This is a genomic window from Escherichia sp. SCLE84, assembly GCF_012584495.1.
Classification (GTDB): Bacteria; Pseudomonadota; Gammaproteobacteria; order Enterobacterales; family Enterobacteriaceae; genus ECMA0423.
The window spans coordinates 2101920-2124511 of sequence record NZ_CP051430.1 but is presented as its reverse complement, the minus strand read 5'-3'; the positions used below and the strand labels follow the sequence as shown (position 1 = coordinate 2124511).

The 22592-nt window shown below is 50.7% G+C and carries 17 protein-coding genes and 3 pseudogenes; 3 read left to right on the top strand and 17 right to left on the bottom strand.

Features of this window, described 5'->3' with window-relative positions:
* Positions 1-166: 166 nt before the first annotated feature.
* The 5 genes and pseudogenes from HGD79_RS10465 to paoA form a co-directional block, all read right to left on the bottom strand.
* Positions 167-505, bottom strand: a pseudogene (locus HGD79_RS10465) (LysR substrate-binding domain-containing protein); the annotation flags it as partial.
* Between the two features lie 50 nt (positions 506-555).
* Positions 556-1512 (bottom strand): molybdenum cofactor insertion chaperone PaoD, encoded by a 957-nt coding sequence (gene paoD / locus HGD79_RS10460; RefSeq protein ID WP_000121330.1) that lies wholly within the window; start codon positions 1510-1512, stop codon positions 556-558.
* Positions 1513-1521: 9 nt separating this feature from the next.
* A complete protein-coding gene (gene paoC / locus HGD79_RS10455; protein WP_168848385.1) occupies positions 1522-3720 on the bottom strand; it encodes an aldehyde oxidoreductase molybdenum-binding subunit PaoC in 2199 nt (732 codons plus the stop codon).
* On the bottom strand, positions 3717-4673 hold the full coding sequence (paoB, locus tag HGD79_RS10450) for an aldehyde oxidoreductase FAD-binding subunit PaoB (RefSeq protein WP_000643332.1): 957 nt from the start codon (positions 4671-4673) through the stop codon (positions 3717-3719). Before paoB ends, paoC begins: the two co-directional genes overlap by 4 nt.
* Positions 4670-5359 (bottom strand): aldehyde dehydrogenase iron-sulfur subunit PaoA, encoded by a 690-nt coding sequence (gene paoA / locus HGD79_RS10445; RefSeq protein ID WP_000070694.1) that lies wholly within the window; start codon positions 5357-5359, stop codon positions 4670-4672. Before paoA ends, paoB begins: the two co-directional genes overlap by 4 nt.
* Positions 5360-5776: 417 nt before the next feature.
* On the opposite strand from paoA, the pseudogene HGD79_RS10440 reads away from it, so the two are divergent.
* A pseudogene (locus HGD79_RS10440) lies at positions 5777-6389 on the top strand (YagU family protein).
* A gap of 247 nt (positions 6390-6636) precedes the next feature.
* Here HGD79_RS10440 and HGD79_RS10435 read toward each other — a convergent pair.
* The 7 genes from HGD79_RS10435 to ecpR form a co-directional block, all read right to left on the bottom strand.
* On the bottom strand, positions 6637-6966 hold the full coding sequence (locus HGD79_RS10435; protein WP_032144344.1) for a YkgJ family cysteine cluster protein: 330 nt from the start codon (positions 6964-6966) through the stop codon (positions 6637-6639).
* A gap of 312 nt (positions 6967-7278) precedes the next feature.
* Entirely contained in the window at positions 7279-7989 is a 711-nt protein-coding gene (gene ecpE, locus HGD79_RS10430; protein WP_001305432.1) for a fimbrial chaperone EcpE, read from the bottom strand.
* Positions 7958-9601 (bottom strand): fimbrial adhesin EcpD, encoded by a 1644-nt coding sequence (ecpD, locus tag HGD79_RS10425; RefSeq protein WP_001323478.1) that lies wholly within the window; start codon positions 9599-9601, stop codon positions 7958-7960. Before ecpD ends, ecpE begins: the two co-directional genes overlap by 32 nt.
* Positions 9591-12116 carry a fimbrial usher EcpC gene (gene ecpC, locus HGD79_RS10420; RefSeq protein ID WP_073840925.1) on the bottom strand — a complete coding sequence of 842 codons (2526 nt, stop codon included), beginning with the start codon at positions 12114-12116 and terminating at the stop codon, positions 9591-9593. The genes ecpD and ecpC overlap by 11 nt, the downstream gene beginning before the upstream one ends.
* A gap of 25 nt (positions 12117-12141) precedes the next feature.
* Positions 12142-12810, bottom strand: a complete 669-nt coding sequence (ecpB, locus tag HGD79_RS10415) for a fimbrial chaperone EcpB (protein ID WP_000716394.1) — start codon at positions 12808-12810, stop codon at positions 12142-12144.
* A gap of 57 nt (positions 12811-12867) precedes the next feature.
* Complete coding sequence (gene ecpA / locus HGD79_RS10410; protein ID WP_000730974.1) at positions 12868-13455, bottom strand: common pilus major fimbrillin subunit EcpA; 588 nt, start codon at positions 13453-13455, stop codon at positions 12868-12870.
* A gap of 74 nt (positions 13456-13529) precedes the next feature.
* On the bottom strand, positions 13530-14072 hold the full coding sequence (gene ecpR, locus HGD79_RS10405) for an ECP biosynthesis operon DNA-binding transcriptional regulator EcpR (protein WP_001296902.1): 543 nt from the start codon (positions 14070-14072) through the stop codon (positions 13530-13532).
* 822 nt (positions 14073-14894) lie between these two features.
* Between ecpR and ykgL the strand changes: the two genes are divergently transcribed.
* A complete protein-coding gene (gene ykgL, locus HGD79_RS10400; RefSeq protein WP_001147277.1) occupies positions 14895-15122 on the top strand; it encodes a protein YkgL in 228 nt (75 codons plus the stop codon).
* A 34-nt stretch (positions 15123-15156) separates the two neighbouring features.
* Here the strand turns inward: ykgL and ykgO are convergent, their stop codons facing one another.
* The 4 genes and pseudogenes from ykgO to HGD79_RS26610 form a co-directional block, all read right to left on the bottom strand.
* Complete coding sequence (gene ykgO, locus HGD79_RS10395; RefSeq protein WP_000866436.1) at positions 15157-15297, bottom strand: type B 50S ribosomal protein L36; 141 nt, start codon at positions 15295-15297, stop codon at positions 15157-15159.
* Positions 15297-15560 (bottom strand): type B 50S ribosomal protein L31, encoded by a 264-nt coding sequence (locus HGD79_RS10390; protein ID WP_000803999.1) that lies wholly within the window; start codon positions 15558-15560, stop codon positions 15297-15299. The genes ykgO and HGD79_RS10390 overlap by 1 nt, the downstream gene beginning before the upstream one ends.
* A gap of 361 nt (positions 15561-15921) precedes the next feature.
* Positions 15922-16023, bottom strand: a complete 102-nt coding sequence (gene ykgR / locus HGD79_RS10385) for a small membrane protein YkgR (RefSeq protein ID WP_000662258.1) — start codon at positions 16021-16023, stop codon at positions 15922-15924.
* A 473-nt stretch (positions 16024-16496) separates the two neighbouring features.
* A pseudogene (locus HGD79_RS26610) lies at positions 16497-16586 on the bottom strand (hypothetical protein); the annotation flags it as partial.
* A gap of 552 nt (positions 16587-17138) precedes the next feature.
* On the opposite strand from HGD79_RS26610, the gene fdeC reads away from it, so the two are divergent.
* Complete coding sequence (gene fdeC, locus HGD79_RS10380; protein ID WP_139496352.1) at positions 17139-21392, top strand: inverse autotransporter adhesin FdeC; 4254 nt, start codon at positions 17139-17141, stop codon at positions 21390-21392.
* A gap of 120 nt (positions 21393-21512) precedes the next feature.
* Here the strand turns inward: fdeC and HGD79_RS10375 are convergent, their stop codons facing one another.
* Positions 21513-22370 carry a helix-turn-helix domain-containing protein gene (locus HGD79_RS10375; protein ID WP_001358290.1) on the bottom strand — a complete coding sequence of 286 codons (858 nt, stop codon included), beginning with the start codon at positions 22368-22370 and terminating at the stop codon, positions 21513-21515.
* Positions 22371-22592 lie beyond the last annotated feature (222 nt).

Below are 22592 nucleotides of genomic sequence, written 5' to 3'. Positions count from 1 at the left end.
AATGCGAAGGTCGTAGGTTCGACTCCTATTATCGGCACCATTAAAATCAAAGAGTTACCCCATATTTAAATACACCACGTTTCCTCCTGTGCCGCATTTGTGCCATTGTAACCTTGGCAATTCATCAAAATACTGTTCTGACATCAGGCAGTGCAGGTGCAGCTATTTAAACCAATTGCTGCCGCCATTCTTTGACGTAGTCAATCAGGGCGCGGAGCTTTGGTGCAATATTGCGACGCTGTGGGAAATACAGATAGAAGCCCGGAAATTGTGGAAGAAAGTCATCAAGCAGCGATACAAGCTTACCGCTTTCAATATATGGCCTGAAAGTTTCCTGAGTGGCAATTGTTATTCCTCCGCCGGCAAGAGCCAGCCTCAACATCAGACGCAGATCATTAGTCGTAATCTGCGGTTCAATCGCAAGGTCGAAAGTTCTCCCGTTTTCTTCAAATGGCCAGCGATAAGGCGCAACCTCCGGGGACTGACGCCAGCCGATACACTTATGGGTATTTCCCCCGGAGGCGAGAAAGCGCTCTCCACGCCCGGCCGCAAGGATCAGGACGACGGGGGCAGGCATGAATCCTCCTCATGATGGAGACGTACAGAGGCGATTTCTGCCAGCACGGAGAGTGCCAGAGTATGCGCATCCCGGGCTTTGGGGAATATCCCGACGGGGGCCCGGATTTGCGCTGTCTCCTCCCTGGACCATCCCAGCTCGTGGAGCTTTTGCAGACGTAACGTGTGGGTTCGATGGCTGCCCAATGCGCCGAGATAAAAGGGTTTTGCTTCTCGCGCGGCCTGCAATGCTGGCAGCTCCCGGTTGAGATCATGGCACAGCAAAATGACCGCCGTGTCGGTATCGATCTGAGCGCTGGCTGAGGCCGGAAAAAGATCGAAGATATGGCTGTCATAGCCTGTGGCTGCTGCAAGACTCGCGGTTGCCTGCGCCTCAAGAGAACGTCCGTAAATCATCAGCCTGACGCATGGCCTGAACCCCACCTCAAAGCCATTGAGATTCCAGCCCGTTCGGGTTTGCGTGGGCAGGCACACCAACGATTGTGCTTGCGGATCGTAGCGCAGCCCCGCCGGTTTTCTCTGTTCCAGACGGTTCAGCACGGCGAGCAGAGGCTGTGCCGAGCGTAGTTTATGGAGCGTAAGCGTGATCCCACCGCCGCAGGGCAGAACGATGTCAAACCACGGCGAACCTTCGCCATAGCGAATTTCGCGATCGCGGCCTGAGCCCATCATCTCCAGCGCTTCAAAAGCGGCAGCGGCCTCCACGCAGCCGCCAGAGACAAAACCGCAGTAACGACCATCTTCGCGAACCACCATCTGCGCCCCGAGCGGGCGCGCCGCGCCGCCGTGTATCTCCACCAGCGTCACCAGCACCGCTCCTTTACCGGACATTAGCGCCTCTACGGCGAAGCGCAGAATGGTCCGGTGGTCATCGGTGAGAAACGCCTGCTCTGGCTTATGCCAGTGCTCGTCTTTGTCAAAAAGCGGGTATGACATTGTTTCTCCTTAAACCACATCCGGCAGCTTATCGAGCAGCTTATCCAGAGTGATGGGATAATCCCGTACCCGAATACCGGTGGCGTTATACACCGCGTTGGCGATAGCCGCGCTCACGCCGCACAGGCCCAACTCACCGACACCTTTGGCCTTCATCGGGGAGGATATGGGGTCGGTATCATCCAGGAAAATCACCTCCTGTTTTGGGATATCCGCATGGACCGGCACCTCATACCCCGCCATATCGTGATTAACGAAGTAGCCCAAACGGTCATCCACCGCCAGCTCCTCCATCAGTGCCGCACCCATGCCCATAGTCATTGCGCCAATGACCTGGCTGCGCGCAGTTTTCGGATTCAGGATGCGTCCTGCAGCACACACAGCGAGCATACGCCGGACCCGAACTTCTCCCGTCGCGCTATACACGCCGACCTCCACAAAATGCCCGGCAAAGGTCGACTGCTGGTACTCTTTGCTCAGTGTTCCGAATTCAATGCTCTCTTCCGCTGTCAGTCTGCCGCCTGCGGTGGCTTCATGTAGCGTGGCGCTTCGGGTACCGTTGGTAATCTTGCCGTCGGCAAACTGCGACTGCTCAGGATCAAACCCGACTGCCGAGGCAATCATTTCGCGAAGCTTCATACAGGCGGCGTAAACGCCGGAGGTGGAGGTATTCGCGCCCCATTGTCCACCAGAACCCGCAGAAACCGGGAAACTGGAATCGCCGAGGTGAACCGCAACCTGCTCCAGCGGTACGCCAAGCATTTCCGCTGCCGTCTGGGCCAGAATGGTGTAGCTGCCGGTGCCAATGTCGGTCATGTCCGTTTCTACGGTAACGGTGCCGTTTTGTTCGAGGTGAACCCGAGCACCCGATTTTTCCAGCAGATTATTGCGAAAGCCCGCCGCAACACCGTGGCCGACTAGCCACTCCCCGTCGCGCACCTGTCCGGGTGTGGCGTTGCGCTGCTTCCAGCCAAATTTATCCGCTCCGGTGCGCAAGCACTCGATAAGCTGACGGCGAGAGAAGCAGCGCGTCGGGTCGGCGGGGTCAACCTGAGTGTCATTCAGGATGCGAAACTCGACGGGATCGATGCCCGCTTTTTCCGCCAGTTCGTCGATCGCGATTTCGAGCGCCATCAGACCGGGGGCTTCGCCGGGCGCACGCATGGCGTTCCCTTCCGGCAAATCAAGCGTGGCGAGCCGCAGGCCGGTATGACGATTCGCCCCGGCGTAGAGTAATTCGCTTTGCTGTACCGCCGTTTCCGGCGTGCCGCCGGGCAGGTTTCCAGACCAGCTTTCATGTGAGATAGCGGTGATTTTCCCGCTCTGGTCGGCACCGATACGCAAGTGCTGAAGGGTGGCGGGGCGGTGCGTGGTGTTATTGGGAATAGAGGGGCGGGGGAGCATCACTTTAACCGGACGTTTCACCGCTCGGGCGGCGAGGGCCGCCAGCAGCGCATCGCTTCTCAGGAACAGCTTGCCGCCAAACCCTCCGCCGATATACGGGGAGATAATACGCACATTCTCCACGGGAACTTTCAGCGTTTTTGCCAGATCGGTGCGGCACCAGTCAATCATCTGATTTGAGGTCCAGAGGGTAAGCTTATTTCCATCCCAGACGGCCATCGAGGCATGCGGCTCCATCGCCATATGGCTCTGGTCCGGGGTCGTGTAGGTAGCATCAATCTTCACCGCAGCGGAGGTGAAAGCCCCGTCAAAGTCACCGACGTTTTTGTCGGGCGTGTCTTCCGGCGGCTGATTGACGGCCTGTTTTTCGTCCGCCAGGGAGTAAGCTCCTTTATTACGGCGATAGTGTGCCTGCACCAGCGAGGCCGCCGCTCGCGCCTGTTCGAAGGTCTCGGCCACTACCAGCGCAATGGCCTGATGATAGTGCTCAATAGTGGGGCCGCCTAACAGTCTGGCGGTGTTTTTGTCGCCTTTGCCGAGTGCCCCGGCGTTACTGGCGGTAATGACAGCCAGTACGCCCGGCGCTTTTTGCGCGGCGTCCGTATCAAGGGCGGTGAGGCGTCCTTTGGCAATGGCGGAACCGACGATATAGCCATAGGCGGCGTTGGGGGCTTCTTCATGCCATTCGTAGGCGTAGCGTGCCGTGCCGGTAGTTTTCAGCGGTCCGTCGATGCGGTCATGGGGACGACCGACAACCTTCAGCTGATCGATCGGGTTTTCCCCTGCGGGTTTATCAAATTTCATGCCTGTGCCCTCGCTTCAGCCAGTACGGAGGCAAGCGTTCGCTTCGCCAACAGGAGTTTAAAGGTATTTTCAGCGGTGGGATGGGCGCTGGCGAACAGCGCGTCATATACGGCCTGCGCCCCCTGGGATAGCTGAGCATCCGCAGCCTCAATGCGCCAGGGCTTATGTGCTACTCCGCCCAGCGCGACGCGCCCGCTGCCGTCAGGCTGAATAATCGCCGCGACCGATACCAGGGCAAAGGCGTAGGAGGCGCGATCGCGCACCTTACGGTAGATATGTTTTCCGCCGAGCGGTGGAGGTAACGTCACCGCAACGATAAGCTCACCGGGAAGCAGGGCGGTTTCAATGTGCGGCGTTTTCCCCGGTGGGTGATAAAAATCAGCCAGTGTGATACTGCGAGTCTTTCCCTCCGGCGTGATGGTTTCCACCACCGCATCCAGCAACCGCATTGCGACCGCCATATCGCTCGGATGGGTGGCTATGCAGGCTTCACTTACGCCTACCACCGCGTGCTGACGGCTAAAGCCTTCAAGCGCCGCGCAGCCGCTCCCGGGCAGGCGCTTATTGCAGGGCTGATTGGTGTCGTAAAAATAGGGGCAGCGCGTGCGCTGGAGCAGATTACCTGCGGTGGTTGCCTGATTACGTAACTGACCAGATGCGCCAGCGAGCAGGGCGCGGGAGAGTACCGCGTAATCACGACGCACGCGCTCGTGAGCCGCCAGGTCGGTGTTCCGTACCAGTGCGCCGATGCGCAGCCCACCCGCGTCGGTCACTTCAATCTTATCGAGCCCGAGGCCGTTCACATCGATAAGGTGGGTGGGCGTTTCAATTTCCAGCTTCATCAGGTCCAGCAGATTGGTCCCGCCCGCGATAAATTTTGCGCCGGGTACGCGCTGAGCGCTAAGTGCCGCCTCGGCTGGGGTGTTCACTCGTTCATAGGTAAACGCCTTCATGATTTTATCTCCCCCGCAGCATCTTCAATGGCGGCAAGGATGTTAGCGTATGCACCACAGCGACAGATGTTGCCGCTCATACGTTCACGGATCTCATCGGCAGTTGTTTCTGGAGCGGAAACCAAATCGACCGTGACGTGACTGGGAATGCCGTCCTGAATCTCTTTTAGCACCGCTACTGATGAGCAAATTTGCCCGGAGGTGCAGTAGCCGCACTGGAAGCCATCATGCTTGATAAAGGCCGCCTGCATGGGGTGAAGATTATCTGGCGAACCCAGGCCTTCAATGGTGGTGATCTCGGCCCCCTGATGCATGACTGCAAGCGTCAGGCAGGCATTAAGCCTGCGACCATTGACCAGCACGGTACAGGCTCCGCACTGTCCGTGATCGCAACCTTTCTTGGTACCGATCAAATGCAGATTTTCACGCAAAGCGTCCAGTAGCGTGGTTCGGGTATCCACCTCAAGCTGCTCGGTTTTGCCGTTCACCTTCAGTGTCAGGGGCATTATCTCTGGCGCGGGTGTAGCTGCCGGAACGCTTGCCGCCAGCGTAGAATGAGGATAAACCACGGCGGTCGCCGCTGTTGCGGCGCTCACTTTAATCAGATCGCGACGGGTCAAACTTAAATCGTGCGGCTCGTGCTTCCCAACCCGATTATCTTCGGGGTATTCGCCTTGGTTGCTCATACCAGGCCTCCGGTATTCTAAAGGGGAAAATAAGAGTGCGTTGCGAGAGTGCTGATGCTTTTTTAAATGTTAAGCATAGTCGGCGACAGCAGGAGGATTATTCTTAAAACGCGAATGCAGCTATGAGCCCGGCTAATAAATTCATGTTCGCCGGGATGTTGATGATGATGGGAGCTGGTTTATTGCTTTAGTTGTACGATGCAAAAACCAATAAGGAAACCTGTGATTTTCAGCTCTGCATCACCCTGCAAATCTCTGTCACTTCTAATATAAAAATAGGGAGAAATGATGGAGCTTATATTCATTGGCGATTAGGAAACCATCTTGTTATACAAAACAATACAGTTCTTTACATTTACCTTGTTTTATGAATACTCCTGAAGAGGTGTATAACATAATGGTACAAGCAGGGTAGATATGAATATATTTGAACAAACTCCACCGAACCGCAGACGTTATGGTCTTGCTGCATTCATTGGGCTGATTGCTGGCGTTGTTTCCGCATTCGTGAAGTGGGGCTGAAGTTCCATTGCCGCCACGTAGCCCGGTGGATATGTTTAATGCAGCGTGTGGCCCGGAATCATTAATCAGGGCTGCAGGCCAAATTGATTGCTCGCGTAATTTTCTCAATCCACCGTATATTTTTCTTCGAGACTGGTTGGGGCTGACAGATCCCAATGCGGCTGTTTATACCTTTGCCGGGCATGTCTTTAACTGGGTTGGTGTTACGCACATTATCTTTTCGATAGTGTTTGCTGTCGGTTATTGTGTGGTCGCTGAAGTATTTCCAAAAATTAAACTCTGGCAGGGCTTACTGGCAGGTGCTTTAGCCCAACTTTTTGTTCATATGATTTCATTCCCTCTCATGGGACTGACGCCACCTCTGTTTGATCTCCCGTGGTATGAGAATGTTTCTGAAATTTTTGGACATTTAGTCTGGTTCTGGTCTATTGAAATTATTCGCAGAGATTTACGAAACAGAATTACTCATGAGCCAGACCCTGAGATCCCTTTAGGCTCAAACAGATAATGCATTGAATGATAAAAATGGCGCAAATACAGCGCCATTTTTATAGGTTAAAAACATTGCTTTTTATATTCTGATGCAGATAGTCAGTGAGTATATCGCGCTACTTCAGGATGATGTAGATCCGAAGAACGCTACAGAAGAGAGGCATTGTTGCTGGCAAATAGAAGAAGTATCGGGTTTTGTTACCCCTGAAAAACGAAGCCCCGCTATTATCGCTGGCGGGGCAGTGCAATTAATTATTGTATGTTTATAACGGTGTCAGCCCGTATTTAGCCCTTGCACGATTGCAAGCCTCATTGACGACTCCGTTCTCACCAGACATGGCGAATTCTCTGCATGTGGACGATCGATTTTTATATATCGTGCAGCAGGCATTTTTGCCCGGGTTTCCTGCAAGGGCAATACATCGGGGGTTTTTCTGATTGGTACCGCTCATGCATCGGTGAAAAGGGGATATTTGTTCAGTGAGCCTGGCGGGAATAGTACCGCCAGCATCGTCGGCTTCGGCCCAGTAAAAAGAGACGCGGAAAAATGCACAACAGGCACCACACGTCATGCATGGATTCAGATTGCTCATAATTCACCAGTACAGCTAAAAATCGTAAAGAGAACAGCGGTACATCGTATGTAAGAACGTACCGCGGTTGGCTGGGGAACTTTCGATAGTGTGAGTATTGAATGATTTCCAGCCGTTACCGATTTTACGTACTAATTCGTGATTAAACCACTCGTTAGCAGGCTGCCTGATACCTTTCCGTGTCTCCTGAACACTATGGTGTGCATATGAGAAAGCCCATCGTTACAGGTGATATTGACGATCGCTTCCACATCATTTAAACGATTTTTGGGGCTCTGAGGTGGAATTCTTCCCTCGACCGATGGATAAGTCTTAGTCCGCCGAAGGGGGCTTAGCCGGACAGGAATCGCTAATCTTAATGAATTTGTCGTTATAGACCAGATAATGATTCCCCGGCTGACGTAACTCAGGCTGATGAACCACGTCTCCCGGACGTAGATACCAGGCATCGCCTTCCTCTTCGGTCGAATCACATCCTGGCTTAATCAGTAGCTTAAACCATGTGTTGCCAGTGTTACTTACCGTTCCTGTCACCTTGTCGAAGGACCATTTAAACTGAACCTGACGTGGTCGTACTACCAGGATGGTATCCATCACCACCACCGGCTCCGTGCTGACCTCGCCGCCGGTTGGGCTACGTCTTGTCTGGTTACGAGTGGGGACTTCGCGAAATGAGACCCGGTAGTAGCGCTCGCGGTTATCCCGTGGACCATGATAGTAAAATTTAAAATACTCGCTCTCACCAGCCTGCAACGCCAGTTGGCGGGGGGCGAAAAGCAGTTCACCATCCACCGGTCGGGTGCGCAATTCACTGCTGCCCGGGCTATCAATAGCACTGATGGCAATACGGTATATCCGTGCGCTTTTGTTGTTATTCACTACACGTTTGCTGACAAAGTCAGTCTCGGACGGCAGCGAAAATGTCAGATTGCCGACCGAAATCGCCTGTGTCAAAGGTGCCGCCAGCATACAGACCGCTGTCAGCAGGGCCTTAGTTAATGTTACGCCACGTCGCCTGAACATGAATCTCTCCTGAAGCGCTGACTTCGCCAAACCAGCCGTTATCATCTACCGTACGCAGCGAAATGGCGTTATCCATTGGAATCGAAAATTTGACTGTGGTCTTATCCATCTGCCCCACTTCGCCAGAGATATCAGTCCACGGTGTGGTCAACCACAGCGCATCGGTCATATCCCGCCAGCTATCATCGCACCCGGCATCGTAGGTTTTTGTAGCTCCGTTGCGGGTAATAAAGGAAAGTGTCGCCGGGAACGGTACTTTCGCCTTACCGTCATCGGAGCTGAAGACACAATAGGAGCGCCCGCCAATCACCTGCGCGGGTCCGGTCACCTTGATCAGCACTTCGTCGGCAGCTGTTTTACCGCTGGTGGTTACGATATAGCCGAAATCGAGTGCCGACTCGCCGCTGCCAACATATCCCTCCCGCGACGGTGTCTGAGTATATTCATCGGAGATAATACTGATGCTGAAATCACGGGGTTTGATAATCAGCGTGTTGGAGGTAGAAAATTCATACCAGCCAGACTCCGGTGATGTGGTGTTCTGAAAGCGAAAGTTGAATAGATCTTTGGTGTTGATATCGCTGATCCCGAGGTTCACCATCTGCTTAAAGAAGTTGCTCGAGAAGAAAACATAGATCGAGTCTGCGCTCTTCATCTCGTTGAAGGTGTAGTAATAGGCGGTATTGCTCACCGGTTTCCATGAACTGCCATTCAGACTGAACTGCATATCGTACGCCCCGACGGCCGAGGCTAACGACGAGTTGGCGATCGCCGGGAATATATGGATTGAGGTGTTGCTGAGTCCGTTTGTTTGCAGGGTATAGTTGACCATCTTACAACTTAATCCTGAAAGGCTGCCGATGGTCTGTGTCCGGCAGTCGGCGTTCCCTTCGCCCAGAGTCGGTACTCCGTCGCTGTTGATAAATACCTCCGCCAGCGAGTGGGTATTTATTAACCGCAGATTTGCTGCTTTCGTATGGGTGACGTTGCGAACATACCAGTTGCCGGAGGCCTGATCCTTACAGCGTGCGCCGCTGCTGGCGTCATAGTTCACAGAGGTCTGGCAGGCATTGATGGTCATTGTAAAGCTGCTGCCGACGGGCATTTGTTGCAGATACTGGTAAAACGCGTCTGACAACATGCCGTGCATCCACTTCGCGCCGCCGCTGGTCACCGTCGCGCCATAAAATCCACTGGCGTCGGTGGTTTGCGGCAGGATAAGACTGGTGGTCATATTACACCCAGCGTACCAGTTGATGCAGCGCAAGCCAGTTAAAGGAGATGAAACTGGTGAATTTTCCAGCCACATATCAAACTTCCAGTTGGTATAAAGGCCGGTGTTGTAACCGTTATCAATGTAGCCGAGGCTTTGCTGATAGATGGTTCCTGAACCAGTGTATTTTAAACCGGTCCAGCGGTTGGCACCGGTCAGGCGCGGATCCAGCGCCCCGCCAGGAGTGACGAAAAAGTTGTCGTCTGAGTTGTTTTCGACAAACACAAACTCGCGTGCCGGTGCATCCGCCCAGGTTGTTTTGCTCACTGCCGCTCTGAGCTCAGTTACTGGCCAGATTAGCGCGAAAATTATCATCGTTATTAGTAGGTTAACTCTCATTCTCTTCTCCTGTCTGCGTCACCGCCGCCCACGATGAGAGGCCGCTGCAGACCACATCACCGACCCAGACGGCACCGCGCGCCTGGTTGAGTTCCAGAGCCACTTCGCAGGTTTTATTGCCACTGTAGCGAAAATCGATAGTGGGGTATTTCTTGTCCACATCCATGACAAACTCGCCGTTTTCATCGGTTCGGGTTCGGCCGATATGGTTGTTAATCCGTGCGTTAGCCAGCAGTGTGCCGTCTTCCGCACGGATACGGCCGGAGACGGTAACCATCTGCTTCACCTCTGGCTCAATGACAGCGACATTGCCTGGATAGAGAGTCAGATGGCTTTTGCGGCCGCTGACGATATCGTAGCTGTCGAGTGAGTTTTTGCTGTTCTGTAACTCCACCTCATATCTTCCATAGGGAGAGAGCGGGAGATAGTTACGCTTGCCGTTAAGCGGGAAAATCCGCCCGTTGATTTTGGCGCTGATCTGACCGTCGTCCTCCAGCCCGGTGTTGAATATCACCCCAGCGTTGCCATCAGTCCGCCCGCTGGCAGCGATGTTTTTACCCTGCCAGCCGACGCTGCCATTGGCGGTCAAGTTGGTATTGATGTAGCCGTCCGCCGCGCTATTGACGTTCAGCGTTCCGCTGGCGTAACGAGCGTCGAACTGTGCATACGCCCCACCGCTGAGGGTTTTGTCATCACCGGTATCGCCGGAGATGGCACGTGACAGATTGGCACCAACAGTGCGAATGGTTCCTTCATCAAACTGTTTGCGTGCTGACAGGTTTGCCATGGTGTAGCCGTTTTGATGGGTCATCCCTGCGCTAAACCAGTTGCCCAGTGGTAGCGAGAGATCGAGAGCGATATATTTCCCTGTATTGGCGTTGCTGTCGCCGTTGTTATAGCGCTGAATACCGGCCCGCAGGCCAAGCGAACCAAAGGTACCGCTGTAGACATTTTGATAGTAATCTGCCGTGTAATAATGGCTGTTGTAACGGCGGTCATCATTGTAGCTGATGCTGAATGTGCCCAGCTTCGACCACAGTGAGTTCAGGTTGAGTGTGCCGCCGATTGCACGGTTATCGGCATCGCTACGTCGCAATTGATTGCCAATGCGGGTTTTTTCCTGATTAACCCACAGCGAACTAAAGCCTCCCGGTAGAGTGGCGCTGATGCTGCCGATGCTGCTCCATGAGCTGTCACTGGCCAGCATATTTTGCAGGTTAACGTTGATCGCCCCCCCAAGCGGCAGCGTCAGACGGGTTTCACCCACCGCCTGATTATCGTATCCATATCCCGTTGCCGCCCAGCTAAGCGTACTCAATGAGCCGGAGGTCGAGGCACCTGCTAGCCAACTCTCTTTAGCTGGTCGCGTCTTTTTCCCGTTTTCCGACCAGCGATCCATATGAAAGCTACCGCCCCATACCTGCCACGCCAGTGGTGCACCGACGCCGCGCCCCCGGCTAAACAGCTTATTGACCCGCTGGGTGCGTTTGCTGATCACGCGACCGTTAACGATCACCTCAACTTCCACATCGTAAATCCCGTACGGTAGACCCCGGGTATCCACTTCATGATTGCCCATAGTGAAGTTCTGAACGCTTAGTAGCCGCCCATCACGGGTGAGATGTACTTCGCCCGCCGCCGGTAAAAAGGCGATCACTGGCGTGGCTGACTGGCTGCTGTCGAAGATGGTGGAGCTGGCCTGGTTTCCCCAGGAAAGGCCGTAAATCTTCCCTGCTGAAATGGCGGTCATCGGCCCTAAGGACTGCAAGTTCCAGGTGTCGAGCATTCCACCGGCAAATCGGTGACCGGCAAAATCGCGTTCATACATCGCTTTATATAATTCACTGTCCTGTTGACCGCTACCGATCCCGTACAGCGAGCCGTCGAGCACCACATGATGTTCGCGCAGCGCAGTAACGTTATTCAGCGACAGATAGCTGGATGTGTTGCTCCCGCCGTTACGCAACTGGTTGTTATAGACGCCGAAGTTATAGCTCAGATTACTGCTGAGGGTGTTAACACTGGACTGCCCGATGTCTTCGCTACGTGAACGTAGTACGGTGCCCAGCGCTTCGCGCTTGACCACCAGCTGCAGCAGCAGTTGGCGCAAGCTGAGATCCAGCTGCGCGTTGTCAGTCAGGGGGATGGTAAGGGCCTCATTGAACGGGGCGTTCGCCAGAGCCATCAGCTGCTGTCGAGTTTGTTCGCTGACACTGGCGTTATCTTCACTCTCTTCCAGCTGTATTTTCCGGATGCGTAGCTGTCCATCATCCAGCCAGATAAAAGCACTGCCGATTCGCTGATCGTCCTGGCGACCCTGGCTACCGGCGAGATGAATATAGAGCGGGACGCTCATGCCGTCCTGAAGCGCCTGACTGAAGGCCTGCGGAATAATCACCCCACCTATTTGCTGCGCACTTATGTCAGCAGCGCTGGCATCGGGTTGAACGAACAAAAAGACCATGCCGAAGGCAAACTGGGCTTTCAGTCCTGGGGAGAACCGTCGTAAAGGCATTGTCGTTATCCATCTGCACAGCTATCTATTTCACGGGAATGAACTTATCACCCTGCCAAAGTGCAACCCGTCCTTTGTTATCCGCAGTGTCCACGCGGGTAAAACGACGCGACTTGCCCGGCATCAGGTAGTAATTCTCTTTACACTCCTTACCGTTGGCGGCTTTCAGGCAAGGTCCGTAGGCGAGGATCCGCAGCGTCGCATTTCCTGTATTTGTCAGGGAGCCGTTGGCGTACTGAAAGTGGTAGTTCGCCTGGCGGGGGGCGACGACCAGAATGGTGCCGATGCGGGCGGAAGCAGTGGCCACAGCGCTGCGGTTGGCATTATCGCGCTGCGCATCACTGAGGGCCTGATCAAACCAGACAATGCGGTAGTAGCGCTCTTTTTCATCTGCGGGTCCCTTATAGAAGAAGCGGATCACTTCGCTGGCTTGGGCGGGTAGCAGCAAGCTGGCGGGAGTGAGTAGCAACTCATCCGGCTTGTCCATTGCGATAACCTGCCCGTCGTCAAGCGGTGAAGAGAGCCGTTCGAGACGGATATTGATAAGGCGACCACTGTCGGTACTGTTTTTGATCGTTTTGCTCAGCGTGCTGCTGTCACTGTTCATAAACGATGATATATCGCCGACATCCAGCGCCTGGGCCGGAGATATTCCGGAAAACAGCAGAGCGAGAGGCAGAAGGTGCTTTTTCATAACAATTCCGTCCAGGAATAAAGCAGGGGGGCTACCCCTGCTGGTACATCAGAGAGATTAACTGGTCCAGGTCGCGTCGAACTGTACGCTAACGTCGCCGCTCCAGATGCCTTCCGGTAGAGTGCTGTAATCGGTTACTGCGGTGGTACCATTGGTGGTACCGCTGATGATGGTGAAGGTGAAACCATCCTGTGCGGTGGTACGATTGCTGGCATTGTAACCGTTAGCCAGCGGGCTAAGGTTGCCGCCCAGTACGCCGTTGGCGGTATCGATCATCACGGTATCGCCAGTTTTTTCGACTGCCGCGCCGTTATAATCCACGCCCACATTCAGTGTGGAACCTGAGGTATCCAACTGGGTTAATGTGTTGGTGATAAGACGTGAGGTCAGTTTAAAGGCGGTAGCCGTTGAGTCACCCTCGATAGCCACGTCAAATAGACCTTTCTGTGAGTTAAAACCTTTAATGCCTTCGGCATACTGGAACGCCAGGCTACCGAGTGGCGTCACAACCAGCTTACTGGTGGTGTCTTTTTTGGCTGTTGCCGACCAGGTCGCTACAGCCTGAGCTGTTACGTCAGCAGCCTGCGCCACACCCATGCCGGTAAACACCGTTACCAGAGCTATTGCCAGAACCTTTTTTTTCATTGCATTTCTTCCCGAGTTGAATTGAGGACGTGATGTCCCAGTGAGTCATTTTTTAAAACTAACTTGCCTGGAGTTTACTGAACCAACTTATATATTTTTGAGTACAGCTTGGCCTCAGCATTACGCCGATGGGTATACACTGTCTTCACACTACAATTTTCAATTCTGGCAATCGATTTAGGTTGCATTCCCTGGGCCGTCATGCGGATAATTTCCATTTCCCGGTCCGTGATTTTATCTTTCTTAATATCTTTTCTCAGGAACCTGCCATTAATCACATAGGCCAGTTCTTTTCTAATATCACGACTCAGTCCAGCGTATACCACGCCCCTAATATTGCTATTGTAATACCAATAATTTGCTAAGGCTTCTGACTTTCTGGCCGCAATCAATACGACCTGTTTCCCCTTTACCGCGGATAACCATTCATTATCACGGTTTATAAATTCAGATAAAGAATCCGTATTGAGATTGATAAACACGAAATCTTTTCTAATTTTCTCCAACGATAGATAAATTAATCTGTCGATATCCACAATCAGTTCAGATAGTCCTTTATAGAAGTAGGCGTCATGGGGAGACCAGATGTATTTATCAGAACGGTTTTGACATTCCATATGGTTTTTAACCTCATAGTCCCTGCTGTAATCACTTTGCCATGTCACTACTTTCCAAACCTGTAATTTTTACAGGTGCATTCAGTTTCCTTAGTAAACCGGAAGTAAATAAGATACGTAGCACATATCAATAAAGGTTAAACGAGATTAAGTTTAATTATTTTCGATTGGGCTTAAATTTATGTTTTTTTCCCGATGAGTGTCAATATGTGAACGGAAAAGGAATTCAATGGTTAAGTCAATATTTAGAAAAACTGAAAATATTGCTTTTTTGATAAGAAGAAAAAGACATTTGGTTTCATAAGGTTATTGGCAATATAACGTTCAATTCTTACTTGCATTTTATATTGGTCAGGAACTTTGCCCTGAAGTGTTAGGAATAGTCTTAATGCGCTGTGTGATGGACTAGTAAAAAAACAAGTTTTAAGGGTAAGGGATAGAATATAAAACTATAATGAGCTGTCATTGAAGATGATTTGCCAATCAGTAAGAAATTTTAATGGATTAACATGCCGCACAAAATGGTTATAGGTGTTCATTACAATAAGTGATGGAAAATTGAACGGGCGTATGTACGTCATCTGTTCGGTAAGCCCCCAAGAGCCAGATTAAGTGAAGTTAAACGAAGGCTGCCAGCTGTCACAGGAACGATGGCCTCTTTGTCAGGGCACTGAGTGCAGTTATCTGTGCGCGTTACTCTAACTGGCACTCGAACGTCGGCGACGGGGTTACCGGTGGATCAGACTGTTCCTGTGGCGTAAACGTTTTTATGTTAGTACCAACAGATTTACCACATTTATCATCTTAACAGTTTGAGTGAAAATGCAGGCTGCGCCGCAAAGGGAGGAGACTGAGTGGCGTGTTCAGTCTAAAAGAGAGTTGATGCCAGCATACAGGGGCGAAGCTGGTCAACAAGTCAACATTAAGATAATGGAATATTCGGAGAGAAACGTCAGGCAGTTGGCCTCAAATGAACAGGAGGAATATATCCCCAGGAAAATTAATGTTGGTGTTATAAACACACCAACATTAATCCGATCTGATTATTAATCAGACAAATATCGTTAATCCGTCGAATTTTGAATCAACGTTTTTTCTTACGACCCTGAACGGCCTTAAAACGTGGATTAGATTTACAAATCACATATAGCCGTCCTTTTCGCTTCACAATCTGACAGTCTGGATGGCGTTCTTTTGCGGTACGCAGAGAGTTAAGAACTTTCATCACGACCCCTTTTTCGTGCTAACAAAACGACCAAAACGTTGGGTGAATCGTGCAACATTTCCTTCTGATGCCACTGTTCTCAGCTTCCCTGTATAGAACGGGTGCGATTTAGAAGAGACATCAATTGTCACGTATGGATACGTTACGCCATCCAGCTCAATCTCACGGTCTGTTTTGATAGTCGAGCCGATTTTAAAGTACTCATCAACACTGGTGTCGTGGAACACCACAGTACGATACTCAGGATGGATATTGGGCTTCATCATTTTACCTGTTATGTTATAACATAACCATAAAGATACATGCTCATCCGGATCATTTCAACACCCAATCCCTGTGACTCTTTGTGGATGTGGAATTTTCGCAACGGGGAACTCTGGCATTGTTAGCAGCCATTGGTGACGCTCCCATAAACGCCTGGATGAGTGATTGATGATGGTTTTGCTGAGAGTATGGATTTTTCGACAATGGAGGTTATCTCCACTTTACTGGCCGATGATTTATCGCAGTATGATTGATTACCTGACAGCGTGTATTCCTCTCCCACGGATATAATAATTACTTACAAAAAGGGAGAGGATGCATATTTTAAATATCACTGAAGTGAACAGTTTATTGCCGTTATTAATAGAAATGGAGAAATAAATAGGCGTATTCTACAATTGCGACAAAAACAACGATATTAATCAGTTTATGACTGATTTGTTGTACTTTATTCTCTTTCATTGGTACTTCCTCGCTTTAAAAAAGAGCGCACTTCGTAAGTGCCCTTATATAAATAACGAGTTTGGTCAACCAATTTTTTGACATGTATCACAAATTTGAATAGATGTATTACATCGGCTATCTTTTATTGCACCAACGTCATTGATATATGTCGCCTGAAGTCAGTTCCGGGAATGAGTCTGATCTCAAGACTGGCCCAGTCCGGGCGTTGATTGGTGCTGAGGAGTATATCGCATCTCATCATAATGTCGTATCTCCTGGGGTGTTATACAAGATATCGTTGTTGGTAACCTGGGCGAGGAATTGAGTTCTATTAAACCGTCAACTATGCCAGATACATACTGGATTACACTGCAGGCACGCCTTACGAGAGAACGTGCCGCAGTGACGGGTTAATTATCTGAAAGAATTTGCGAGGCTGTATCGGTTACTCATTGGTTTGATAGTTTTACTCTCGGGAGAGTAATAGATATTTAATTCATTAACGGAAACCAGTCAGTTCCTTTCGATGCCTGAATTTGATCCCATAGTTTATCCGGAATGGTTAATTCATGAACAAGTTGTGTTATCGTTCATGAGAAGCATAACGTAAAGGGAAAAGCTCGATTAGACGGCAGGATTTGTCAGGGGTTATGAACGAAATTCATAAATCTGTTTGAGTGTTGCGATGGGTAGTGCAAGTTCGATATCTCCGCAATTTACAGTCTGATGAATGAAAATGAATATCCATAAAAAATATATTGGTTTATCCTGGCGTATATACCTACTTCGATGTATTGCCAATCGTGGTAAATTAAAGACAGGTCATTATTATTCACTCTGAATAATGAATTATTCACTGTCCGCAGAGTAAGAAATATAACTTAGGTATCTATTTAATGACTTGCACAAAAAGCTAAATTTTTACCCATAAATAAAAATATAATCCCGCGCCCAACCACCTGATGAGTGGCTACAGGCACTGGATATATTAGGTGGCGGTGTACTTTCTTACATAAAGGTATTTCCTTTTCTGCGGAAAAGGAAACCGGGAAATCTCCGGTTTTTCTGACAAGCAGACGCCATTATTTGTGTCTGCCTATGTTCGTTAATTCGTTCATCAGGAAATTATCTCAATGTCACGTTATAAAACAGGTCATAAACAACCACTATTTCGTTATTCAGTTCTGGCCCGCTGCGTGGCGTGGGCAAATATCTCTGTTCAGGTTCTTTTTCCACTCGCTGTCACCTTTACCCCAGTAATGGCGGCACATGCGCAGCATGCGGTCCAGCCACGGTTGAGCATGGAAAATACCACGGTAACTGCTGATAATAATGTGGAGAAAAATGTCGCGTCGTTTGCCGCAAATGCCGGGACATTTTTAAGCAGTCAGCCAGATAGCGATGCGACACGTAATTTTATTACCGGAATGGCCACCGCTAAAGCTAGCCAGGAAATACAGGAGTGGCTCGGGAAATATGGTACAGCGCGCGTCAAACTGAATGTCGATAAAGATTTCTCGCTGAAGGATTCTTCGCTGGAAATGCTTTATCCGATTTATGATACGCCGACAAATATGTTGTTCACTCAGGGGGCAATACATCGTACAGACGATCGTACTCAGTCAAATATTGGTTTTGGCTGGCGTCATTTTTCAGGAAATGACTGGATGGCGGGGGTGAATACTTTTATCGATCATGATTTATCCCGTAGTCATACCCGCATTGGTGTTGGTGCGGAATACTGGCGCGATTATCTGAAACTGAGCGCCAATGGTTATATTCGGGCTTCTGGCTGGAAAAAATCGCCGGATATTGAGGATTATCAGGAACGCCCGGCGAATGGTTGGGATATCCGCGCAGAGGGCTATTTACCTGCCTGGCCGCAGCTTGGCGCAAGCCTGATGTATGAACAGTATTATGGCGATGAAGTCGGGCTGTTTGGTAAAGATAAGCGCCAGAAAGACCCGCATGCTATTTCTGCCGAGGTGACCTATACGCCAGTGCCTCTTCTGACACTGAGCGCCGGGCATAAGCAGGGCAAGAGCGGTGAGAATGACACTCGCTTTGGCCTGGAAGTTAACTACCGGATTGGCGAACCTCTGGAGAAACAACTCGATACAGACAGCATTCGCGAGCGTCGCATGCTGGCAGGCAGCCGCTATGACCTGGTTGAGCGTAATAACAACATCGTTCTTGAGTACCGCAAATCTGAAGTGATCCGTATTGCTCTGCCTGAGCGTATTGAAGGCAAGGGCGGTCAGACACTTTCCCTCGGGCTTGTGGTCAGCAAAGCAACTCACGGACTGAAAAATGTGCAGTGGGAAGCGCCGTCATTACTGGCTGAAGGTGGCAAAATTACCGGTCAGGGTAGTCAGTGGCAAGTAACGCTCCCGGCTTATCGTCCAGGCAAAGACAATTATTATGCGATTTCTGCGGTTGCCTACGATAACAAAGGCAATACCTCAAAACGCGTGCAGACAGAGGTGGTCATTACCGGAGCTGGTATGAGCGCCGATCGCACGGCGTTAACGCTTGACGGTCAGAGCCGTATTCAAATGCTTGCTAACGGTAATGAGCAAAAACCGCTGGTGCTGTCTCTGCGCGACGCCGAGGGCCAGCCAGTCACGGGCATGAAAGATCAGATCAAGACTGAACTAACTTTCAAACCGGCTGGAAATATTGTGACTCGTACCCTGAAGGCCACTAAATCACAGGCAAAGCCAACACTGGGTGAGTTCACCGAAACTGAAGCCGGGGTGTATCAGTCTGTCTTTACTACCGGAACGCAGTCAGGTGAGGCAACGATTACTGTTAGCGTTGATGGCATGAGCAAAACCGTCACTGCAGAACTGCGGGCCACGATGATGGATGTGGCAAACTCCACCCTGAGCGCTAACGAGCCGTCAGGTGACGTGGTTGCTGATGGTCAGCAAGCCTATACGTTGACGTTGACTGCGGTGGACTCCGAGGGTAATCCGGTGACGGGAGAAGCCAGCCGCTTGCGATTTGTTCCGCAAGACACTAATGGTGTAACCGTTGGTGCCATTTCGGAAATAAAACCAGGCGTTTACAGCGCCACGGTTTCTTCGACCCGTGCCGGAAACGTTGTTGTGCGTGCTTTCAGCGAGCAGTATCAGCTGGGCACATTACAACAAACGCTGAAGTTTGTTGCCGGGCCGCTTGATGCAGCACATTCGTCCATCACCCTGAATCCTGATAAACCGGTGGTTGGCGGTACAGTTACGGCAATCTGGACGGCAAAAGATGCTAATGACAACCCTGTAACTGGTCTCAATCCGGATGCACCGTCATTATCGGGCGCAGCTGCTGTAGGTTCTACGGCATCAGGCTGGACGGATAATGGCGACGGGACCTGGACTGCGCAGATTTCTCTCGGCACTACGGCGGGTGAATTAGAGGTTATGCCGAAGCTAAATGGACAGGATGCGGCAGCGAATGCGGCTAAAGTAACCGTGGTGGCTGATGCGTTATCTTCAGGCCAGTCGACAGTGTCTGTAGCCGCAGATCGCGTAAAAGCAGGCGAAAGCACAACCGTGACGCTTATTGCAAAAGATGCACATGGCAACGCTATCAGTGGTCTTTCCCTGTCGGCAAGCCTGACGGGTGCTGCGTCTGAAGGGGCGACTGTTTCTGGTTGGACCGAAAAAGGTGATGGTTCCTATGTCGCTACGCTGACAACAGGTGGAAAGACGGGTGAGCTTCTCGTCATGCCGCTATTCAACGGCCAGCCAGCAGCCACCGAAGCCGCGCAGTTGACTGTCATTGCGGGGGAGATGTCATCAGCGAACTCTACGCTTGTTGCTGACAATAAGGCTCCGACCGTCAAAACGACGACGAAACTCACCTTCACCGTGAAGGATGCGTACGGGAACCTTGTCACCGGGCTGAAGCCAGATGCACCGCAGTTTAGTGGTGCCGCCAGCACGGGGACAGAGCGACCTTCAACAGGAGACTGGACAGAAACAAGTAATGGGGTCTACGTGGCGACCTTGACTCTGGGATCTGCCGCGGGCCAGTTGTCTGTGATGCCGCGAGTGAACGGCCAAAATGCCGTTGCTCAGCCACTGGTGCTGAATGTTGCTGGTGACGCATCTAAGGCTGAGATTCGTGATATGACGGTGAAGGTTGATAACCAGCTGGCTAATGGACAATCGACTAACCAGGTAACCCTGACCGTTGTGGACACCTATGGTAACCCGTTGCAGGGACAAAATGTGACGCTGACTCTGCCGAAAGGTGTGACCAGCAAGACGGGGAATACGGTAACAACCGATGCGGCAGGTAAAGCCGACATTGAGCTGATGTCAACGGTTGCCGGGGAACACAGCATCACGGCCTCAGTGAATAATGCTCAGAAGACGGTTACGGTGAAATTCAAGGCGGATTTCAGTACCGGTCAGGCGAGTCTGGAGGTTGATAGCGCCGCGCCAAAAGTAGCAAACGGCAAAGATGCCTTTACGCTGACGGCGACCGTTGAGGATAAAAATGGTAACCCTGTTCCAGGGAGCCTGGTGACCTTTAATCTGCCCCGGGGTGTCAAGCCGCTTACAGGCGATAATGTCTGGGTGAAAGCCAACGATGAGGGGAAAGCAGAGTTGCAGGTGGTTTCAGTGACTGCCGGAACGTATGAGATCACGGCATCGGCGGGGAATAGCCAGCCTTCGGATACGCAGACTATAACGTTTGTAGCCGATAAGGCTACCGCAACCGTCTCCGGTATTGAGGTGATTGGCAACTATGCGCTGGCGGACGGCAAAGCCAAACAAACGTATAAAGTTACGGTGACTGATGCCAATAACAATTTGGTGAAAGATAGCGACGTGACGCTGACTGCCAGCCCGGCTTCGTTAAACCTGGAACCGAATGGCACTGCGACAACGAATGAGCAAGGGCAGGCTATTTTCACCGCTACCACTACTGTTGCGGCGACATACACACTCAAGGCGCAAGTGAGTCAGACCAACGGTCAGGTATCAACGAAAACTGCCGAATCTAAATTCGTTGCGGATGATAAAAACGCGGTACTCACCGCATCATCTGATATGCAATCTCTGGTGGCGGATGGGAAATCGACTGCGAAGCTGGAGGTGACACTGATGTCGGCAAACAACCCCGTTGGCGGGAATATGTGGGTCGACATTCAGACGCCGGAAGGGGTGACGGAGAAGGATTATCAGTTCCTGCCGTCGAAAAATGACCATTTCGTGAGCGGAAAAATCACGCGTAAATTTAGTACCAGCAAGCCTGGTGTCTATACGTTCACATTTAACGCCCTGACCTATGGCGGGTACGAAATGAAGCCAGTGACGGTGACCATTACCGCGGTGGATGCCGATACGGCAAAGGACGAGGAGGCGATGAAATAATTTTAAGAATATGAAAGTAACATTCTAATAAACAATAATGGCGTTGACATCTTCAACGCCATTATTTATTGAATTTCCTGACAGTAGTCTCGTTATAAATTCATTTAGATATAGCGACAGCTAAACCGGACGAACGGGGATAAAAATTTCGCAAACAACATCATTGCTATCCTTTTCTACGAAATCTTCATTGTAATAAAACCGCTCAATATCACTGCCGTTCACTCTGGCTAACCCCCTGGCGGGTAATTCCATCAGATAGAGGTTTCGCGCCCATTCAGAGTAGTGCTCCCACTCACCTTCATAGCGGAAAGAGGCATACAGTCCTCGGTTAATTGTCCACTCTTTCGGCATCTCTGAATCGGTTTGTTTGCATACCGTACCGGCAAAAGTTTCAACCGTGAGCAAATCGACCGATTTTGTTGACGGTTCAAACGTGGAGACGAAATAGATATCCGTCTTAAAATTATTCATACATCTGGCTAAATGATGACGTCGCAGTTTGACTTCTTCATCCGGTGATTTATTCGACACTTCAATGTCATATTTAAATGAGTTGCCAAAAATAGGTGTCTCAGGAAAATTGACTAATCTACACTCCGTCTTTTGCTGTTGACGTATTAAAAAAGAAGGGAAGATATTTGCGAGATCCCAATAATCACGGTGGCGGTATTCACGGGGAGAGCAGCCGAATAACTTTTTAAATTCGCGGCTGAATGACTGCTGTGAATCAAAATGCAAAGAGAGTGCAATATCAAGCATAGATTTCGCGGTGAGCCGGACAAGAATGGCGGCACGGCAAAGCCTTCGTTTGCGAATGTATTCTCCCAAAGGCACATGCATGAAATTTCGGAACAGAAGCTGGATGTTGCGTCTGCTGTAGCCAGATTTCTGTGCGATATCTTCGATTGAAATAGGGTGCTCAAGATTGCACTCAATCCACTCCAGGAGCTGCTGTAGAATCTTCTGCCTGATCATCACATTCTCCGTTAATTCTTTGTCATATCGCACATTTTCGTTATGCCCTGGGCCCTAAGTGTATCAAAAACAGCAAGGGCGAAGGCAAAAGCACTGGTAGCGTCTGCTTCGTTGTCCCCGAAAATAGAGAGGTTTCAGTCCTGCATTATTAATGAATTTTTTGCATAAGTGATATCAAAATCCACGTACTAATTTGAGGTTACGTTTTAACGTAGACTCATT

Excerpts from the sequence above, each read along its gene's own strand:
- paoD (WP_000121330.1), bottom strand. The coding sequence starts at position 1,512 with ATGTCATACCCGCTTTTTGACAAAGACGAGCACTGGCATAAGCCAGAG.
- paoC (WP_168848385.1), bottom strand. The coding sequence starts at position 3,720 with ATGAAATTTGATAAACCCGCAGGGGAAAACCCGATCGATCAGCTGAAG.
- paoB (WP_000643332.1), bottom strand. The coding sequence starts at position 4,673 with ATGAAGGCGTTTACCTATGAACGAGTGAACACCCCAGCCGAGGCGGCA.
- paoA (WP_000070694.1), bottom strand. The coding sequence starts at position 5,359 with ATGAGCAACCAAGGCGAATACCCCGAAGATAATCGGGTTGGGAAGCAC.
- HGD79_RS10435 (WP_032144344.1), bottom strand. The coding sequence starts at position 6,966 with ATGAGCAATCTGAATCCATGCATGACGTGTGGTGCCTGTTGTGCATTT.
- ecpE (WP_001305432.1), bottom strand. The coding sequence starts at position 7,989 with ATGTTCAGGCGACGTGGCGTAACATTAACTAAGGCCCTGCTGACAGCG.
- ecpD (WP_001323478.1), bottom strand. The coding sequence starts at position 9,601 with ATGAGAGTTAACCTACTAATAACGATGATAATTTTCGCGCTAATCTGG.
- ecpC (WP_073840925.1), bottom strand. The coding sequence starts at position 12,116 with ATGCCTTTACGACGGTTCTCCCCAGGACTGAAAGCCCAGTTTGCCTTC.
- ecpB (WP_000716394.1), bottom strand. The coding sequence starts at position 12,810 with ATGAAAAAGCACCTTCTGCCTCTCGCTCTGCTGTTTTCCGGAATATCT.
- ecpA (WP_000730974.1), bottom strand. The coding sequence starts at position 13,455 with ATGAAAAAAAAGGTTCTGGCAATAGCTCTGGTAACGGTGTTTACCGGC.
- ecpR (WP_001296902.1), bottom strand. The coding sequence starts at position 14,072 with ATGGAATGTCAAAACCGTTCTGATAAATACATCTGGTCTCCCCATGAC.
- ykgL (WP_001147277.1), top strand. The coding sequence starts at position 14,895 with ATGCAGGCTGCGCCGCAAAGGGAGGAGACTGAGTGGCGTGTTCAGTCT.
- ykgO (WP_000866436.1), bottom strand. The coding sequence starts at position 15,297 with ATGAAAGTTCTTAACTCTCTGCGTACCGCAAAAGAACGCCATCCAGAC.
- HGD79_RS10390 (WP_000803999.1), bottom strand. The coding sequence starts at position 15,560 with ATGAAGCCCAATATCCATCCTGAGTATCGTACTGTGGTGTTCCACGAC.
- ykgR (WP_000662258.1), bottom strand. The coding sequence starts at position 16,023 with ATGAAAGAGAATAAAGTACAACAAATCAGTCATAAACTGATTAATATC.
- fdeC (WP_139496352.1), top strand. The coding sequence starts at position 17,139 with ATGTCACGTTATAAAACAGGTCATAAACAACCACTATTTCGTTATTCA.
- HGD79_RS10375 (WP_001358290.1), bottom strand. The coding sequence starts at position 22,370 with ATGATCAGGCAGAAGATTCTACAGCAGCTCCTGGAGTGGATTGAGTGC.